The sequence below is a fragment of the Rugamonas rivuli genome, assembly GCF_009380165.1.
In the GTDB taxonomy this organism is placed as follows: domain Bacteria; phylum Pseudomonadota; class Gammaproteobacteria; order Burkholderiales; family Burkholderiaceae_D; genus Rugamonas; species Rugamonas rivuli.
This window is the reverse complement of the sequence record NZ_WHUF01000001.1, coordinates 128,499-144,543: the sequence shown is the minus strand read 5'-3', so window position 1 is coordinate 144,543 and position 16,045 is coordinate 128,499. Positions and strand designations below refer to the sequence as shown.

The 16,045-nt window shown below is 64.4% G+C and carries 16 protein-coding genes; 10 read left to right on the top strand and 6 right to left on the bottom strand.

The features are described 5' to 3' along the window. Window positions 1-109 precede the first annotated feature (109 nt). Both GEV01_RS30685 and GEV01_RS00685 read right to left on the bottom strand, forming a co-directional pair. A complete protein-coding gene (locus GEV01_RS30685) occupies window positions 110-481 on the bottom strand; it encodes a hypothetical protein (protein WP_175022855.1) in 372 nt (123 codons plus the stop codon). A 145-nt stretch (window positions 482-626) separates the two neighbouring features. After that, window positions 627-995, bottom strand: coding sequence for a hypothetical protein (locus tag GEV01_RS00685; protein WP_152800739.1), 369 nt, complete (start codon window positions 993-995; stop codon window positions 627-629). Between the two features lie 213 nt (window positions 996-1,208). Here GEV01_RS00685 and GEV01_RS00680 point away from each other — a divergent pair, with 213 nt between their 5' ends. The 6 genes from GEV01_RS00680 to GEV01_RS00655 all read left to right on the top strand — a co-directional run bounded on the left by GEV01_RS00680 (window position 1,209) and on the right by GEV01_RS00655 (window position 6,486). Continuing rightward, window positions 1,209-1,793 (top strand): RNA polymerase sigma factor, encoded by a 585-nt coding sequence (locus GEV01_RS00680; protein ID WP_152800737.1) that lies wholly within the window; start codon window positions 1,209-1,211, stop codon window positions 1,791-1,793. After that, window positions 1,790-2,476, top strand: coding sequence for a zf-HC2 domain-containing protein (locus GEV01_RS00675; RefSeq protein WP_152800735.1), 687 nt, complete (start codon window positions 1,790-1,792; stop codon window positions 2,474-2,476). The genes GEV01_RS00680 and GEV01_RS00675 overlap by 4 nt, the downstream gene beginning before the upstream one ends. Continuing rightward, window positions 2,473-3,897: a S8 family peptidase gene (locus GEV01_RS00670; RefSeq protein ID WP_328595402.1), complete on the top strand. Its 1,425-nt coding sequence runs from the start codon at window positions 2,473-2,475 to the stop codon at window positions 3,895-3,897. Before GEV01_RS00675 ends, GEV01_RS00670 begins: the two co-directional genes overlap by 4 nt. Next, window positions 3,894-4,598 carry a TorF family putative porin gene (locus tag GEV01_RS00665; protein WP_328595401.1) on the top strand — a complete coding sequence of 235 codons (705 nt, stop codon included), beginning with the start codon at window positions 3,894-3,896 and terminating at the stop codon, window positions 4,596-4,598. The genes GEV01_RS00670 and GEV01_RS00665 overlap by 4 nt, the downstream gene beginning before the upstream one ends. A gap of 83 nt (window positions 4,599-4,681) precedes the next feature. Beyond that, the gene (locus GEV01_RS00660; protein WP_152800729.1) at window positions 4,682-5,737 is read left to right on the top strand and encodes a TIGR03118 family protein; all 1,056 of its coding nucleotides are present in this window, start codon (window positions 4,682-4,684) and stop codon (window positions 5,735-5,737) included. Window positions 5,738-5,868: 131 nt separating this feature from the next. Then, on the top strand, window positions 5,869-6,486 hold the full coding sequence (locus tag GEV01_RS00655) for an FxDxF family PEP-CTERM protein (RefSeq protein ID WP_152800727.1): 618 nt from the start codon (window positions 5,869-5,871) through the stop codon (window positions 6,484-6,486). Window positions 6,487-6,539: 53 nt separating this feature from the next. Here GEV01_RS00655 and GEV01_RS00650 read toward each other — a convergent pair whose 3' ends face one another. Next, window positions 6,540-6,956: a DUF4259 domain-containing protein gene (locus GEV01_RS00650; RefSeq protein ID WP_152800725.1), complete on the bottom strand. Its 417-nt coding sequence runs from the start codon at window positions 6,954-6,956 to the stop codon at window positions 6,540-6,542. Window positions 6,957-7,035: 79 nt separating this feature from the next. Between GEV01_RS00650 and GEV01_RS00645 the strand changes: the two genes are divergently transcribed. Next, window positions 7,036-8,130 (top strand): GSCFA domain-containing protein, encoded by a 1,095-nt coding sequence (locus tag GEV01_RS00645; protein WP_152800723.1) that lies wholly within the window; start codon window positions 7,036-7,038, stop codon window positions 8,128-8,130. After that, window positions 8,130-9,674 (top strand): SGNH/GDSL hydrolase family protein, encoded by a 1,545-nt coding sequence (locus GEV01_RS00640; protein ID WP_152800721.1) that lies wholly within the window; start codon window positions 8,130-8,132, stop codon window positions 9,672-9,674. Before GEV01_RS00645 ends, GEV01_RS00640 begins: the two co-directional genes overlap by 1 nt. A gap of 16 nt (window positions 9,675-9,690) precedes the next feature. On the opposite strand, the gene GEV01_RS00635 is transcribed toward GEV01_RS00640, so the two are convergent. The 3 genes from GEV01_RS00635 to ppsA all read right to left on the bottom strand — a co-directional run bounded on the left by GEV01_RS00635 (window position 9,691) and on the right by ppsA (window position 13,684). Further along, on the bottom strand, window positions 9,691-10,641 hold the full coding sequence (locus GEV01_RS00635) for an SPFH domain-containing protein (protein ID WP_152800719.1): 951 nt from the start codon (window positions 10,639-10,641) through the stop codon (window positions 9,691-9,693). A 22-nt stretch (window positions 10,642-10,663) separates the two neighbouring features. Beyond that, complete coding sequence (locus tag GEV01_RS00630) at window positions 10,664-11,098, bottom strand: NfeD family protein (RefSeq protein WP_152800717.1); 435 nt, start codon at window positions 11,096-11,098, stop codon at window positions 10,664-10,666. 156 nt (window positions 11,099-11,254) lie between these two features. Then, entirely contained in the window at window positions 11,255-13,684 is a 2,430-nt protein-coding gene (gene ppsA, locus GEV01_RS00625; protein ID WP_152802245.1) for a phosphoenolpyruvate synthase, read from the bottom strand. Window positions 13,685-13,837: 153 nt separating this feature from the next. Between ppsA and ppsR the strand changes: the two genes are divergently transcribed. Both ppsR and GEV01_RS00615 read left to right on the top strand, forming a co-directional pair. Next, entirely contained in the window at window positions 13,838-14,686 is an 849-nt protein-coding gene (ppsR, locus tag GEV01_RS00620; protein WP_008449263.1) for a posphoenolpyruvate synthetase regulatory kinase/phosphorylase PpsR, read from the top strand. Beyond that, the gene (locus GEV01_RS00615; protein ID WP_152800715.1) at window positions 14,686-16,035 is read left to right on the top strand and encodes an amidohydrolase family protein; all 1,350 of its coding nucleotides are present in this window, start codon (window positions 14,686-14,688) and stop codon (window positions 16,033-16,035) included. Before ppsR ends, GEV01_RS00615 begins: the two co-directional genes overlap by 1 nt. Window positions 16,036-16,045: the final 10 nt, after the last annotated feature.

Genomic DNA, 16,045 nt, shown 5'->3' with positions numbered 1-16,045 from the left:
CATGCGCATAATGGTGATAAAAGCCAACGAACAGGGAAGCCCACTAAGAAGCATCACTAACGAGGCTACGTTTGGAGATTTTTCACTTTCCACTAAGCCTTACCTTCTATTAAATATTTCCGGGATAAAGTTCAAGCCGTTGTTGGTCAGCTTTTGGCCGTTGTGCACCCGCAGCGACATATTCGTACGAAGCCTGGGCAAGGACTGAAAAATGTGTGTGAGCCATAGCTGGCACTGCAACCCATTCTCTCATCGGGCGACCTTTGCCGGATGGGTCCCAAAGTTCAGCCCCTTCGAGTCCGAGGGCTTTACGATGGTGTTCACCGGTGAGCTTAAATATCACCCACTCTTTATGCAGGGACAAAAACGCCTTGCCGTTGACCTTAATGCAGGACTTCCCAAACATCTGTCCTGATTCCGTACCTTCTATCGCGCCGAACTTAGTCAACAGCTTTGCATATTCACTAGCTGCGGTAGTCATATATCTCCGTTTCTGAACTTCGATGCACTTGCTTAGTGGCTCAGCCACGTGGGCTCAGTCTGCTTCTGGCCGAAGGCCGCCTACTCTGCACTGCCCAAGCGTTCAACGCTGCGAAGCTTCCAGCCGGCACAACGCGCTGCCAGACTTATTCAGGGTAAGAGTCAAAGCTCTTCCCATCTTTGAAATAAAAGATCCAGACGTCGTCAAACTCCTCGCCGAAGCCGCGAACCCCGAACACCGTGTCCGAAAACTCAGCCGACAGCACAAGGAAGAGCGCCAGGAATTTGTCGATGTAGCCATGCATCTCCGTGAATTCGCCGCTCATTGCTTGCTTCAGTTCATTCTGCTCTATTTCTAAATACCCACCCTCAGTTGCCCAGCCCGAGTTCGATGCCCAGCCGCCAGCATCGACAATCTTGGCATTCTTTGCGAATTCAACGACCTTAGAACAGAAGCCCTCATCACCCGAGTTGTCGCCAAAGATACTCACTTCCAATTTCGTGTAATAGCTCATTCTTTCCTCCCGTCGGGCGCGCAATGATTTCAATTTCACTATTTTACGTGCTTTCCATTTGGAAATATTCACGCATTGTCACCCAGGTCCAGGTTTCCCCTTTGCCGAAATCCGCCCTTCCCAACCCGGTGGTAGCATAGGACGATAAAATTTCCCAACTTGTAGAACCGTTTTCGTCCGGCAAGGTATTAACGGGGAAATGGAGGATGGCGGATGCCGCAAGAACGGGGCCAAATGAGCGGCTCGAACCCGGAATCGGAAGAGGTGCGCCTGCTGGCCAGGATAGCGGCCGGGGACCGGCTCGCCTTTGAAACGCTGTACAGGACGTACTTTTCACGCCTGTCGCGTTTTGTCGGCCGCATGGCGCGCAATGCGGCGCTGATCGAGGAAGTGGTCAACGATACGATGCTGGTGGTATGGCAGAAAGCCGCCACCTTCGATGGCAGTTGCAAAGTGTCGACGTGGATTTTTGCCATCGCCTATCGCAAGACCCTGAAGGGATTGAAGGCCAGCGACGATCCGGTGGAATCGGACGCGTCACTGTACGAAGACGACAGCGGCAACCAGCCGGAGCAGACCATGAACCGCCAGCAGCTACAGCAAACCGTGGGCGAAGCATTGGACCAGCTGCCCGCCGCGCAACGCGCGGTGATGGTGCTGACCTATTATCATGACATGGCCTACAGTGATATCGCCGAAGTAGTGGATTGTCCGCTGAACACGGTGAAAACCCGCATGTTCCATGCGCGGCACAGATTGAAAGACTTGTTGTGGAACGAAAGAGAGAGCAGCCGATGAACGGGCGCATCTTCAGAATGGATATCCCGGCCCACCAGGCGGTGCAGGAATTGCTGCCTTGGTTCGCCAGCGGACAGCTGGCGCCGGACGAGGCGCAGCGGGTGCAGGAGCACCTGCAAACCTGCGCGGAATGCCGGCAGGATCTGGAATGGGAACGCGATATGCGAACCGAGGCCAGCAGTGCAGGCGATGCATTGCCCGCAGGCTTGGACATGGAACGCGCCCTGGCCCGGCTGATGCCCGCACTGGGGCCGCAGGAACAGAGCGCGCCCGCGCCGGCCGCAGTCCCCGCACCCGCGCCGCGCCCCGTATCCTGGTGGCGCGCGGGGGCCGCCAACCAGCCTTCATGGCTGCGCTGGACAGTGGCGGCACAATGGGTGGCGATCATCGGCCTGGGCGCCCTGCTGCTACGGCCGGACAGCGATCCCGCGCCCTACCGCGTGCTGGGCTCGGCGGTCAGCAACGGCGGCAATCTGGTGGTCGTGTTCCAGCCCAACACCAGCGAACGCGACCTGCGCCGCGTGCTGCAAGCCCAGGGTGCACGCGTGGTCGACGGCCCGACCGTGACCGACGCCTACCTGCTCACCGTGCCGGCCGCCAACCGCGACCGCGCGGTCCAGGCCATGCGCGCCGATCCGGCCGTCAAGCTGGCCGAGCCGCTGGATGCAGGGAGCTCGCCGTGAACACCCGCTGGCTACGCACCGGCCTGATGCTGGCCTGCCTTGCCGGCACGCCGTTGATCGCGCACGCCGCTGCGTCACAATCGGCCCAGGCCCAGGCCGCACCGCCGGACGGTGACGAAACGCTGCGGCCGCTCGCCGCGCCCGGCCGCGATCCCGGCGAGCACCAGTTGCTGGTAATGCTGCGCCTGCCCGCCACGCATTTCCGTCCGGACGCCAGCTACGGCGGCCGCTACATCGACGACAGCGGACGCGGCGCGCGCCGCCGCCGCGCCGAGGAGCTGGCCCGCCAGCACGGCCTGACCCTGGTCGACGACTGGCCCATGCCCGTACTGGGCCTGGACTGCTACGTCATGCGCTACCCGGACCACGACAACGCCGAACGCATCATCGCCAAGCTGGCCCGCGATCCGCAAGTGGAATGGGCGCAGCCGGTGGCCAGCTTCGAAGGCATGGCGACGCAGCCTGCCCGCGCCGCCGCCGACAATCCGCAGCCGCCGGGCAGCGATGCGCTCTATCCGGTCCAGCCCGCCGCGCGCTACTGGCACGTGGCCGAGCTGCATCGCCAGACCACCGGCCGCGACATCAAGATCGCGGTGATCGACAGCGGCATCGACGGCAGCCATCCCGACCTGCTGGGCCAGCTGGCCGTCAACACCAACTTCGTCGACAACGCCGCGCCGCCGCCGGAAAACCATGGCACCGCCGTGGCCGGCATCATCGCCGCGCGCGCGGGGCATGGCGGCATCGTCGGCGTGGCGCCGCAGGCCAGGCTGATGGGCCTGCGCGCCTGCTGGCAGCAGCCCGACCTGGCCACGCGCTGCAACAGCTTCACGCTCAGCAAGGCGCTCAACTATGCGATCCTGAACGGCGCCCAGGTCATCAACCTCAGCCTGGCCGGACCGCCGGATCGCCTGCTGGACAAGCTGCTGGACGTGGCGCTGGAACGCGGCATCGGCGTGGTCGGCGCGGTCGATGCGAAGGCGACCGGCCCGGCCTTCCCCGCCAGCCATCGCGGTGTGCTGGCGGTGGCGTCGCAACCTTCGGCAGGCAGGCTGGCGGCGGCCGCAGCGCCATCGGCACATTCGGCAACGCTCACCGTGGCGCCGCCCACGGCCGCCGCCCCGTCCGGCGACCCGCCGTTACTGGCCCCCGGCAACGACATCCCGACCACGGCGCCAGGCGGCCGCTGGTCCTTCGTCAGCGGCAGCTCATACGCGGCGGCCCACGTCAGCGGCATGCTGGCCTTGATGGCGCAGCTGCAACCGGGCGCCACGCCCGCACAGTTGCGCCGCCTGCTGCAACCCGGCGATGCGCTGAACACTGTTAATATCGACGCATGCGCCACCATCTCCCGCTTGCTCCGCAATTGCAGTTGTTCATGCACCGCTGCCGGTCTCACGCAACATGGCGTCGGCCCGTGACGCTGCGCGCCGCCGCCCTCGCCTGCATCGCCATCCTGCCGCTCCTGCCGTGGCGCCACGCCATGGCGCAAACCGATTTCAGCGGCAGCGTCGCGCTGCAATCGGACTACCGCTACCGCGGCCAATCGCTCGGCGACGGCCAAGTGGTGCCGCAACTCACGCTCAACCTCGACCACGTCAGCGGCTGGTACGCCGGCCTGTTCGCCAGCGGCGCGGCGATGGGCGATCTGAACGGCTACAAGGTGCAAGCCTACGGCGGTTACGCGCTGCGGCTGCGCTCGGGCTGGAGCGTCGAGGCCGGGTGCAGCCGCAGCAGCTACACCCAGCTGCACTTCGTCGATTTCAACGAATGCTATGCCGGCGCATCGGCCGAGCGCTTCACCACGCGGCTGTACTACTCGCCACGCTACTTCGGCCACCACGCCCGCACGCTGTACGGCGAAGTCAACCTGTTCTACCCGGTCCATCCCAGCTTCAACCTGATCGCCCACGCCGGCCTGCTGCACACCTTGAGCGGCATGGCGTGGCCGGGCGTGCCGGCCGGATCGCGCCATGACTACAAGCTGGGCGCCAGCGTCCCGCTCGGCAACTGGACGATCCAGCTTGCACGCGAACAGACCCAGGACGATGGCATCCGCTACAACCACTATCCGCCGCGCCCGGCGCGGGCCTGGGTGCTGAGCAGCACCTACTCGTTCTAGCGATTTATCTGCGCAGCGGGGGAACCGCACAGCGGCGAGCGGGAATCCACGGGATATCAACCCTGATCCCGAAAGGAGTCGCCATGCGCACCCGCTCTTACACCGCCCTTGCCGCCCTGGCCCTGTCCGCCTGCGGAGGCGGCGGCTACGATACGCCGATGACGCAGCCGCCGGTCATCACCCCGCCGGTGCTGACCCAGTTCAAGCTCACCAAGCTGGTCGGCGACACCGCCGGCAGCGCCGCCCAGACCGACGCCAAACTGGTCAACGCCTGGGGCATCGCCTTCAACCCGGCCGGCTTCGTCTGGGTCGCCAACAACGGCAGTTCCACCTCCACGCTGTATGACGGCAACGGCGTCGCGCAGGCGCTGGTGGTGGCCACGCCGCCGTCGCCAACCGGCATCGTCTACAACGGCAGCGCCGATTTCCGCGCCAGCCCGTTCATCTTCGCCACCGAAAGCGGCAAGATCGCCGCCTGGTCGCCCACGGTCAACCTCAACAACGCCGTCACCGTGTTCGATGGCGCAGGCGCACAGGCGGTCTACAAGGGCCTGGCCATCGCCACCTGGAACAACGCCAACTACCTGTACGCGGCCGACTTCCACAACAACCGCGTCGATGTCTTCGACGCCAACTTCAACAAGGTCACGCTGCCCGGCGCCTTCCGCGACACCACGCTGCCGGCCAACTACGCGCCGTTCGGCATCCAGGCCGCCGGCGACCGCATCTACATCGCCTACGCCCAGCGCGAAAGCGGCGGCGACGACGACGTCAAGGGCGCCGGGCTGGGCGCGATCGACGTCTTCGATACGGCGGGCAACCTGCTCAAGCAATTGGCGATGGGCGGCGTACTCAACGCGCCCTGGGGCATGGCGCTGGCGCCGGCCAACTTCGGCACCTACAGCGGCAAGCTGCTGGTGGCTAACTTCGGCGATGGCAAGATCAATGCCTACGATCCGTCCACCGGCGCCATGGCCGGCACGCTGTCCAACGCTGCCGGCAGCGCCATCGTGATCGACGGTTTGTGGGGCATCGCCTTCGGGCCGGGCGTCAACAGCCAGCCCGTCAACACGCTGTTTTTTGCCGCCGGACCAGGCGGAGAGGCGCATGGGCTCTACGGTCGCATCGATATGCAGTAAAGCCACAAAATCAGAGTATTCCTACCTGGATCTCAAAAATCGCTTGGCATAAGATGATTACGGAATTACAATTCTATTGTCGCATCAGAAACATCAATTGCCAAAATACAACATCACAGGGAATTACAACGATGAACACCATAAAAATGATCAAATCCGTCGCAATCGCTGCCCTGCTGGCAAGTGGTACCGCAATGGCCGCGCCGGTCGAACTGCTGCTGAACGGCGGTTTCGAAGCCGACGCGCAAGCCAATGGCACCTGGGCGATCTACCCTAACCTGACCGACTGGACCGGCGGCGCCTACGGCATCGAACTGCGCAACAACGTCGTCGGCATCGCACCGGAGGGCGTCAACTTCGTCGAGCTGGACACCTACCACAACAGCAGCATCAGCCACGACGTGCTGACCGGCCTCGGCCAGCAGTACACGCTGAGCTTCCAGTTCCAGGACCGTCCGGGCGTGGACACCTCGTCGCAAGGCCTGGCTGTCACCTGGGGCGGCAACGCAGTCGACAGCGTGAACAACTCGCTGGGCGGCGGCTGGGAAACCCGCACCTACACGCTGACCGGCAATGGCGCGTTGATGTCGCTGAAGTTCACCGCCATCGGCACCGACGACAGCCTGGGCACCTCGCTGGACAACGTCTCGCTGACCACCGCCGTGCCTGAGCCGGAAACCTACGCCATGATGCTGGCCGGCCTGGGCCTGGTCGGCTTCGCCGCCCGCCGCCGCAAGGCAGCCAAGTAAGCGGCACCGCTCGCCGCAATGAAAAACGCCCCGAAGTCGGGGCGTTTTGTTTTTCAGGCGGCGATGCGGCCGCGCAGTTCTTCCACCGCCGCGCGCCAGTCGGCGTAATGCTCGCTGTCGGCCCACAGCTCGCGCAGCTCGGATTGCTCGGACAGGATGCGCTCAATGGCGCGGCCGGCCTTCTCGGCCAGGTCGGTACGCACGCGGGCCTTGGGCTTGCGCGCCTCCACCCAGGCGTCCACCGCCGCGCTGTCTTCGCTGCGCTCGCCGCCCTTGCCTTGCAAGCGCGCCAGCACTTCGATCGCCACCAAGGCCTCGGCGCCGAACGGCGCTTCCAGCATGCCGCCGTTGTTTTCCAGCGCCGTGTCGAGCGTGCTCTCCACCGCTTCCAGGTTGCTGGTCTGCTCCAGATCTTCCGCCCAGTCCTGCGCGTAGTCGTTGCCGAACGCGTCCACCGCCCATGTACCCATCGTTGCTCCTGTCGAGGCCGCTTTTTGCAGGCGGCCCGTATGATATATTGTTTCCTCCAACATTTTATCAGACGCCCCCATGTCGCTACACCCATCCTCCCCGTATCTGAAGGTGCCGGCTGGCGCGCGCTGGAAAGATGCTGTGGCCGGCAAACCGGCCGCCGACATCGATCCCCATCTGGCGCCGCGCATGCAGATCACGCCGCAGCAGCAGGTGGCGTCGGCCGGCAGCTGCTTCGCACAACGCATCGCCGAAGCGCTGCAGCAAAGCGGCTACGGCTACATGGTGGCCGAGACCGGCCCCGGCTTCATCGCCGAGGCGGACCGCAAGGCGCTGGGCTACGGCGTCTACTCCGCGCGCTACGGCAATATCTACACCACGCTGCAACTGCTGCAACTGTTCGACCGCGCCTACGGCCGCTTCGAACCGGCCGAGCCGCTGTGGCGCAACGCCGAAGGCGGCTATGTCGATCCGTTCCGGCCGTCGGTGCAGCCGGGCGGCTACGCCAGCGAGAGCGAGTGCCTGTGGGACCGGCGCGAACACCTGGCCGCCGTGCGTAGCATGTTCGAGCAGCTCGACGTCTTCGTCTTCACGCTGGGCCTGACCGAATCGTGGCTCAGCAACGAGGATGGCGCGGTGTTCCCGGTCTGTCCCGGCTCCGGCCTGGGCGGCGAGTTCGATCCGGCCCGCCACCGCTATCACAACTTCAGCGTGGCCGAGGTCAGCGAGCATATGTCGCAGTTCATGACGCGGCTGGCCGAGGTCAACCCGCGCGCGCAGGTGATCCTGACGGTGTCGCCGGTGCCGCTGATGGCGACCTTCGAGGAACGCCACGTGCTGCAAGCGACCACCTATTCGAAGGCGGTGCTGCGTGTGGCCTGCGAGGAGATCGTGCGCAAGCACGCCAACGCGCACTACTTCGCGTCGTATGAAATCGTCACCGCCAGCGGCGACAGCAACAACTACTTCGCGCCCGACCGCCGCAGCGTGCTGCCGGCCGCCGTCGAGCACGTGATCGCCTGCTTCCGCCGCCAGTACATGGGCGATGCGGCCATCCCGGCACCTGCCGCCGCAGCGCGAGCCGCCACGCCTGCGCTGCCGGACCAGCCGATGTGCGACGAGCAGCTGGTGATGGACGCACTGGCCAGCCACACGGCGAAAGGACAAGCATAATGGCGGTTACCCTGCTCGGCACGCCGAGTCCCATCCACCTCATCGGCGAAAGCCACACCCTCATCTTCCGCAATCTGCTGTTCCGCACCGCCGGCAGCGAGCAGCTGTTCCAGACCCGCACCCGCTACCTGCCGCACGTGCTGGCGCAGAATTTCTGCGATCCGGCGGTACGCGCCTTCCACCAGGATTTGCTGGAAGCGTTCCGCGCCGAGGAGCTGCTGCGCCCCGACCTGTCCCCTGCCCACCATTCGCTGGACGGCAGCACCATCAGCGGCGCATGGATGGAGAAGCGCGCCGTCGTGGCGCCGGCCGTGGTGCTGTGCATCGGCGACCTGGACATCCATCATCTGCTGAGCCAATTCGCCGACTACGATTTCGAACTGCCCGACGATGCGCACTACGGCGTCGACCGCGACAAACGGCCGGTGGCCTACGCCACCATCCGCGCGCAGATGGAGAAGCTGCTGTCGCCCTTCACGGAAGGCTTGCGGCTGCTGCGCGCCTTCGGCTTCACGCGCATGCTGGTGCACTGCGTGCCGCCACGCACGCCGGACGACGCGGCCACGCAGCGCTGGACCAAGGTGCACAAGTCGGTGCGCGCCAAGCTGACCGTGATCGCCAACCAGTTCCTGGCGCGCGAGTGCGCGGCCATCGGCATTCCTTTCATCGATGTGTGGCCGGAGCTGTGCAAGGACGGCTACCTGCGGCCGGAGTTCGATCTCGACGGCACTCACCTGACGGTGGCGGCTGCGCAGGTCGCACTCGACAAGATCGTCGCCAGCCTGCGGCAGCATACCTGGGATGCGCACAACGTCGCGCGCTACCAGCACGCGGCAGCGCAGGCGCCACGCCATGCGCAAGCTATCGCGGTTGAGCGTCCGCTACCCGGCGTCAGCATCGGCCAGCTGGACGCGCCGACGCAAACGCTGCAATCGCTGGAGGCGTCGTCCGGCAGCTACCGCGCCTTGCCGGAGCTGGCGTCGCGCCTGGACTGGGTTTCCGCACCGGCCGCCAGCCGCGCCGCGCTGCTGACCGCGCAGCCGAGCGAAGAACAACTGGCGCTGGCGGCGCAGCTGCTCGGCCAGGGCGCGGGCCAGGCAGTGCTGCACGGGGACGTGGACTACGCGATGACGGTGTCGAGCTTCCGCCCGAGCCGCATTGCAGCGGGCAGCGCGCCGCAGCTGCTGGCGCGCGCGGCGCAAAGCTCCGGCGTGCGCAAGGCGGTGTTGCGCTTGGGCGGCGCCGGCGTCATAGGCTTCGCTTCCATCGCCGGCGAGACGGTGCATGTGATGAGCGCCACGCCGGGCACGCTGGCGGTGTACGACCCGGCCGCCACGCTGTGCACCGTCGACCCGACGCTGGGCGACATCAGCCTGGTGGAGATCGCGCTGATGCCGCTCGCCATTGGCCATCCGTTCCGCGTGGTGTGGAGCGGCCTGCATGAATGGCCGCTCGATCCCTTCCAGTACGGCGTGGCCGGCATGGCGGCCGCGCCGCCGTTCGACGGCCAGCAAGTAACGGTGCGCGCGCTGGCGATGGCCTGACGCGCGCCGGGCTGCGTTAAGCCTTGGCCGGCTTGACCAGCGGCGCATCCTTCTGCGATTTAACCACCTGCATGGCGGTGGCGATCAAGCCGCTCATCTCGCCCAGGTTGGCCGGGATGATGATGGAGTTGTTGGTCTTGGCCAGCTGCGAGAAGGCGCCGACGTACTGCTCGGCCACCTTCAGGTTGACGGCGTCCTCGCCGCCCGGCTCGCGGATCGCCGCACCCACCTGGCGCAGCGCCGACGCATTCGCCTCGGCCAGCGCGACGATGGCTGCGGCCTGGCCCTGTGCGCGGTTGATGGCGGCCTGCTTGTCGCCTTCCGAACGGGCGATCTGCGCTTCGCGTTCGCCGCTGGCGATGTTGATCTGTTCCTGCTTGCGGCCTTCCGATGCAGCGATCAGCGCACGCTTCTCACGCTCGGCGGTGATCTGTGCCTGCATCGCGTGCAGGATTTCCTTCGGCGGCGTCAAATCCTTGATCTCGTAGCGCAGCACCTTCACGCCCCAGTTGGCGGCCGATTCATCGATCGCATTGACGATGGCGGTGTTGATATGCTCGCGCTCTTCAAACGTTTTATCAAGTTCCATGCGGCCGATCACCGAACGCAGCGTAGTCTGCGCCAGCTGCGTGATGGCGGCGATGTAGTTCGACGAACCATACGAGGCGCGCATCGCGTCGGTGATCTGGAAGTACAGGATGCCGTCAACCTGCAGCTGCGTGTTGTCGCGCGTGATGCAGACCTGCGGCGGCACATCCAGCGGGATCTCCTTCAGCACGTGCTTGTAGGCGATGCGGTCGACGAAAGGAATCACGATGTTCAGGCCAGGCCCCAGCGTGGCGTGGTATTTGCCGAGCCGTTCGACCACCCAGGCGTGCTGCTGCGGAACGACGTTGATGGTCTTGAACACAAACACCAAGGCCAGGATGAAAAGGATGAAGGTGACATTGCCGAAACTGATATCCATAAAACTCTCCAGTAGGTAAATCTTAGGCTGCCACGATCAGGCGGCTGCCGCGTACTTCGCGTATCGTGTATTGCCCGGGCGCCGCGCTGCTGCCGGCCACCGTGCCCGTCTCCAGTTCCACATCCCACAACGCACCGCGATACATCACGCGCGCTGCACCGTCCTGCCAGGCCGGCACGTGCACGGTCTGGCCGATGTCCATATTGACGTTGGGGTCGCGCGCGGCCTCGGTGTTGTCCATCAGCTTGCCGAAGCGGCTGCGCCGCAACAGCACGGTGGCCGCCACGCCGACCACGGCGGCAAGCAGCGTCTGCGTCGCCATGCCAAAGCCCAGCAGCGCAGCCAGCGCGCCGGACGTCAGGCCGATGGCGATCATCAGCAGATAGAAGGTTCCGCTGCACAGTTCCAGGATCACAGTAGCGCCAGCCGCCACCAACCAAAAACTCCAGTCAGCCATGATGCACTCCTCTCAGGTTTAAAAATGCAAAAACCCCCGCTTCCCGGTGCGGGCTGCGAGGGTTTTTGCTACAAGGCGCTTGGTATTGATAGTGTTATTTACAACTCAATTCGATAACACCAGTCTAAACCAATTTACGCCTACGTCAACACTTAATTACTTTTGCAGTGCTGCCAGCTTCTGCCAGGTGTCGATCACCGAGTCCGGGTTCAGCGACATCGATTCGATGCCCTGTTCCATCAGCCAGACCGCGAAGTCCGGATGATCGGAAGGCCCCTGGCCGCATATGCCGATGTACTTGCCCTGCGCGCGGCAAGCCTTGATCGCCAGCGACAGCAAGGCCTTGACGGCTTCGTCGCGTTCGTCGAAGTCGGCCGCCAGCAGCGCCATGCCGGAATCGCGGTCCAGGCCCAGGGTCAGCTGGGTCAGGTCGTTGGAACCGATCGAGAAGCCATCGAAGTGTTCGAGGAACTTGTCGGCCAGGATGGCGTTGGACGGCACTTCGCACATCATGATCAGACGCAGGTCGTTCTCGCCGCGTACCAGACCGTTTTTAGCCAGCAGGTTGACGACCTTCTCGGCCTGGCCCAGCGTACGCACGAACGGCACCATGATCTCGACGTTGGTCAGACCCATGTCGTTACGCACGCGCTTCATGGCGGCGCACTCCATCTCGAAGGCGCCGGCGAAATCGGCAGCCAGGTAGCGCGCCGCGCCACGGAAGCCCAGCATCGGGTTTTCTTCATCCGGCTCGTAACGCGAACCGCCGATCAGCTTCTTGTACTCGTTGGACTTGAAGTCCGACAGGCGCACGATCACTGGCTTCGGCCAGAAGGCGGCGGCGATGGTGGCGATACCCTCGGCCAGCTTGTCGACGTAGAAGGCTTTCGGCGAGGCGTGGCCGCGCGCGACCGACTCCACCGCTTTTTTCAGATCGGCGTCGATGTTCGGGTATTCCAGAATCGCTTTTGGATGCACGCCGATGTTGTTGTTGATGATGAACTCAAGACGCGCCAGGCCAACGCCGCCGTTCGGCACCGACTGGAAGTCGAAGGCCAGCTGTGGATTGCCGACGTTGAGCATGATCTTGGTCGGCAGCTTAGGCAGCTCACCGCGCGACACTTCCGAGATTTCGGTTTCCAGCAGACCGTCGTAGATCTTGCCCTCGTCGCCTTCGGCGCAGGACACGGTGACGAAGGTGCCGTCCTTCAGGATCTCGGTGGCGTCGCCGCAACCGACAACCGCAGGCACGCCCAGTTCACGGGCGATGATCGCCGCGTGGCAGGTACGGCCGCCACGGTTGGTGACGATGGCCGAAGCGCGCTTCATCACCGGTTCCCAGTTAGGGTCGGTCATGTCGGCGACCAGCACGTCGCCCGGCTGCACGCGCTCCATGTCGGCCGGATCGTGGATCACGCGCACAGGACCGGCGCCGATCTTCTGGCCGATAGCACGGCCCGAGGCCAGCACGGTGCCGGAGGATTTCAGCTTGAAGCGCTGCTGCACATCGGTCGCCTTCTGCTGCGACTTGACGGTTTCAGGACGCGCTTGCAGGATGTACAGCTTACCGTCGCGGCCATCCTTGCCCCACTCGATGTCCATCGGACGGCCGTAGTGGTTCTCGATGATGACGGCGTACTTGGCCAGCTCCACCACTTCGGTGTCGTTCAGCGAGTAGCGGTTGCGCAGTTCGACCGGCACGTCCACGGTCTTGACCGAACGGCCAGCCTTGGCTTCGTTGGTGAACTCCATCTTCAGCAGCTTGGAGCCGATGTTGCGGCGGATGACAGGCGATTTGCCTTTTTCCAGCATCGGCTTGTGGACGTAGAATTCGTCCGGGTTGACCGCGCCCTGCACCACCGTCTCGCCCAGGCCATAGCTGGAGGTGACGAAGACCACGTCCTTGAAGCCGGACTCGGTATCGATGGTGAACATCACGCCAGCCGCGCCCAGATCCGAACGGACCATGCGCTGCACGCCGGCCGACAGCGCGACTTCAGCGTGGGTGAAGCCTTTGTGTACGCGGTAGGAGATGGCGCGGTCGTTGTACAGCGATGCGAAGACATGCTTCATCGCGTCGAGCACGTTCTCGATGCCGACCACGTTGAGGAAAGTCTCCTGCTGACCGGCGAACGAAGCGTCCGGCAAGTCTTCGGCGGTGGCCGAGGAACGCACGGCGAACGACATCTCGGTGCTGGAATCGGCAACCAGCTGGTTGTAGAAGGTTTCGATTTCCTGTTGCAGGCGTGGCTGGAACGGGGTTTCGACGATCCATTGACGGATCTCGGCGCCGGCTTGCGCCAGGGCGCGCACGTCGTCGATATTCAGGTCGGCCAGACGGTCGGCGATGCGCTCGGCCAGCGGCTTGCCGCCGTCGACGCTGTGCGACAGGAAGTCACGGAAAGCCTGGGCCGTGGTGGCGAAGCCGCCCGGAACCCGGACGCCGGCGCCAGCCAGTTGGCTGATCATTTCGCCTAATGAGGCGTTTTTGCCGCCGACGGATTCGACATCCGTCATGCGCAAATGTTCGAACGATGCGACGTATACCGCTCCGTTACTCTGCTCCTTCAATGCTGCGTTGGACATAATGACACCTTTTTGATGATAGAAATCTTCCAGCGAGGCGCAGACTTGTTTCTTGTTATTCTGGTCGTCGTGCAGCACAATCTTACCTATGGCGCCCATTCTACAGCCTGCGGCCCAAATTGACGATTCACAATAATGACAGGCTTACTCTACATGACACAAGAACAACGTCCTCCCCTGCCCGCCGTAGCCCGCACGGTCTTCTTCGTTTCCGACGGCACCGGCATCACGGCAGAAACCTTTGGTCACTCGGTTTTGACCCAGTTCGAGCTGCGCTTCCGCCAGATCCGGCTGCCCTTCATCGATACGCTGGACAAGGCGCACGACGCTGCACGCAAGATCAACGAGGCGTTTGCGACTGATGGTCAACGGCCGATCATCTTTTCGACCCTGGTCAAGACCGAACTGTCGAACGTGATCCGCCAGTGCAAGGGCATGCACATGGATTTGATCCAAACATTTGTTGCCCCATTGGAACAGGAACTGGGCGTCAAATCGACCCACACCATCGGCCGTTCGCACAACATTGTGGACAGCGAGGAATACAAAAACCGCATCGAGGCGATCAACTTCTCGCTGGCGCACGATGACGGCCAGTCGCACAAGAACCTGTCCTCGGCGGACGTGATCCTGGTGGGCGTATCGCGCTCGGGCAAGACCCCGACCAGCCTGTACCTGGCGATGCAGTACGGGATCAAGGCGGCCAACTATCCGCTGATCCCGGACGATTTCGAGCGCGGCAAGCTGCCGTCGTCGCTGTACGAGTTCAAGCCGAAGATCTTCGGTCTGACCATCACGCCAGAGCGCCTGGCCGAGATCCGCAACGAGCGCCGCGCAGGCAGCAAGTACGCGTCGATCGAGAACTGCCGCTACGAAGTCAACGAGGCGGAGATGATGATGAAGCGCGAAGGCATACGCTGGCTGTCGTCGACCACCAAGTCGATCGAGGAAATCTCGACCACCATCCTGCAAGAGATCAAGCCTAACCGGCGCGAGTACTGATGCCCCGGCTCGCGCTGCGGTCCATGCGGTTTGCCGCGCTGCTGTTCGCAGCCGTGGCGCCGCTCGCAGCGTGGGCCCAGTCCACAGCCTTCGTGCACGTCAACCTGGTGCCGATGGACAGCGAGCGCGTGCTGCGCGACCAGACGGTGCTGGTGCGCGACGGCCGCATCGAAGCGGTCGGCGTGGCGCTGGCTGTGCCGGCTGGCTATCAGGTCATTGATGGCCATGGCGAGGCGTGGCTGTCGCCCGGCCTGGCCGACATGCACACCCATTCCGAAACCCGCAACGACCTGGCGCTATATCTGGCCAACGGCGTGACCACGCTGCTCAACATGGGCGGCGCCCGCGCCAACCTCGTTGACAGCATCGTTCCCGCCGTGGCGCGTGGATCGCTGCCCGGCCCCCATGTCTACACCAGCCTGATGGTGGACGGCACGCCGGACTACAACGGCTTGCAGATCAAGACACCAGCGCAGGCGCGCGCGGTGGTCGACCTGGCGGCCGCCAACGGCTACGATTTCATCAAGGTCTACGTCGGGCTGGCGCCGGATGTATTCAGCGCGCTGGCCGAAGCAGGCCGCGCACAGGGCCTGCCGCTGGTGGGCCATGGCGTGACGGCCGTGCGGCTGGAGCGCCAGCTGGCGCAAGGCCAGGTGCTGGTCGTGCATCTGGAGGAATTCTTCTACACCTATTTCACGCCGGCCGGCGGGCAGGAAACCGATACGCCGCCTGACGAGGCGCGCATACCCGAGGCGGTGGCGCTGGCCAGGCGCTACGGCGCGGCGGTGATCGCGGACGTCGTCACCTACCAGGCGTTGGCCGGCCAGATGGGCCATCCCGAACGCCTGCGCGCCATCCTGGCCGAGCCGCAGACGGCGTACGTGGCCCCGGCCGATGTGCAGGCGTGGCGGCGCAGCGGCTACGGCGCCAAGTCGGCGCGACTGGAGGCCAAGCTGGTTTTTCTGCGCAAGCTGACCAAGGCCCTGGCCGACGGCGGCGTCGAACTGCTGTCCGGCACCGACGCACCAACCATCCCTGGCGTGGCGCCAGGCTACTCTTTGCACGACAATCTGATGGAGCTGGAGCGCTCGCAGTTGAGCCGCTATCAGGCACTCGTCACAGCCACCCGCGCGCCGGGGGCTTTCATCGCCCGCACCAAGGGCGGCGTGGCGTTCGGGCAGATCGTGACCGGATATCGCGCCGATCTGGTGCTGACCGAGCACAATCCGCTGGAAGGACTGGCGACGCTGCGCACGCCGCTGGGCGTGATGGCCGAAGGCCGATGGCGCGACCGGCAGTCGCTGGCGGCGCTGCTGGAAGGCGTGCGCGCCAGCTACCGGCCGGATTAGCGCGGGAATG

What these genes read in the sequence shown, in the direction of transcription:
- GEV01_RS30685 (WP_175022855.1), bottom strand. Translation starts at nt 481, where the DNA reads ATGACTACCGCAGCTAGTGAATATGCAAAGCTGTTGACTAAGTTCGGC.
- GEV01_RS00685 (WP_152800739.1), bottom strand. Translation starts at nt 995, where the DNA reads ATGAGCTATTACACGAAATTGGAAGTGAGTATCTTTGGCGACAACTCG.
- GEV01_RS00680 (WP_152800737.1), top strand. Translation starts at nt 1,209, where the DNA reads ATGCCGCAAGAACGGGGCCAAATGAGCGGCTCGAACCCGGAATCGGAA.
- GEV01_RS00675 (WP_152800735.1), top strand. Translation starts at nt 1,790, where the DNA reads ATGAACGGGCGCATCTTCAGAATGGATATCCCGGCCCACCAGGCGGTG.
- GEV01_RS00660 (WP_152800729.1), top strand. Translation starts at nt 4,682, where the DNA reads ATGCGCACCCGCTCTTACACCGCCCTTGCCGCCCTGGCCCTGTCCGCC.
- GEV01_RS00655 (WP_152800727.1), top strand. Translation starts at nt 5,869, where the DNA reads ATGAACACCATAAAAATGATCAAATCCGTCGCAATCGCTGCCCTGCTG.
- GEV01_RS00650 (WP_152800725.1), bottom strand. Translation starts at nt 6,956, where the DNA reads ATGGGTACATGGGCGGTGGACGCGTTCGGCAACGACTACGCGCAGGAC.
- GEV01_RS00645 (WP_152800723.1), top strand. Translation starts at nt 7,036, where the DNA reads ATGTCGCTACACCCATCCTCCCCGTATCTGAAGGTGCCGGCTGGCGCG.
- GEV01_RS00640 (WP_152800721.1), top strand. Translation starts at nt 8,130, where the DNA reads ATGGCGGTTACCCTGCTCGGCACGCCGAGTCCCATCCACCTCATCGGC.
- GEV01_RS00635 (WP_152800719.1), bottom strand. Translation starts at nt 10,641, where the DNA reads ATGGATATCAGTTTCGGCAATGTCACCTTCATCCTTTTCATCCTGGCC.
- GEV01_RS00630 (WP_152800717.1), bottom strand. Translation starts at nt 11,098, where the DNA reads ATGGCTGACTGGAGTTTTTGGTTGGTGGCGGCTGGCGCTACTGTGATC.
- ppsA (WP_152802245.1), bottom strand. Translation starts at nt 13,684, where the DNA reads ATGTCCAACGCAGCATTGAAGGAGCAGAGTAACGGAGCGGTATACGTC.
- ppsR (WP_008449263.1), top strand. Translation starts at nt 13,838, where the DNA reads ATGACACAAGAACAACGTCCTCCCCTGCCCGCCGTAGCCCGCACGGTC.
- GEV01_RS00615 (WP_152800715.1), top strand. Translation starts at nt 14,686, where the DNA reads ATGCCCCGGCTCGCGCTGCGGTCCATGCGGTTTGCCGCGCTGCTGTTC.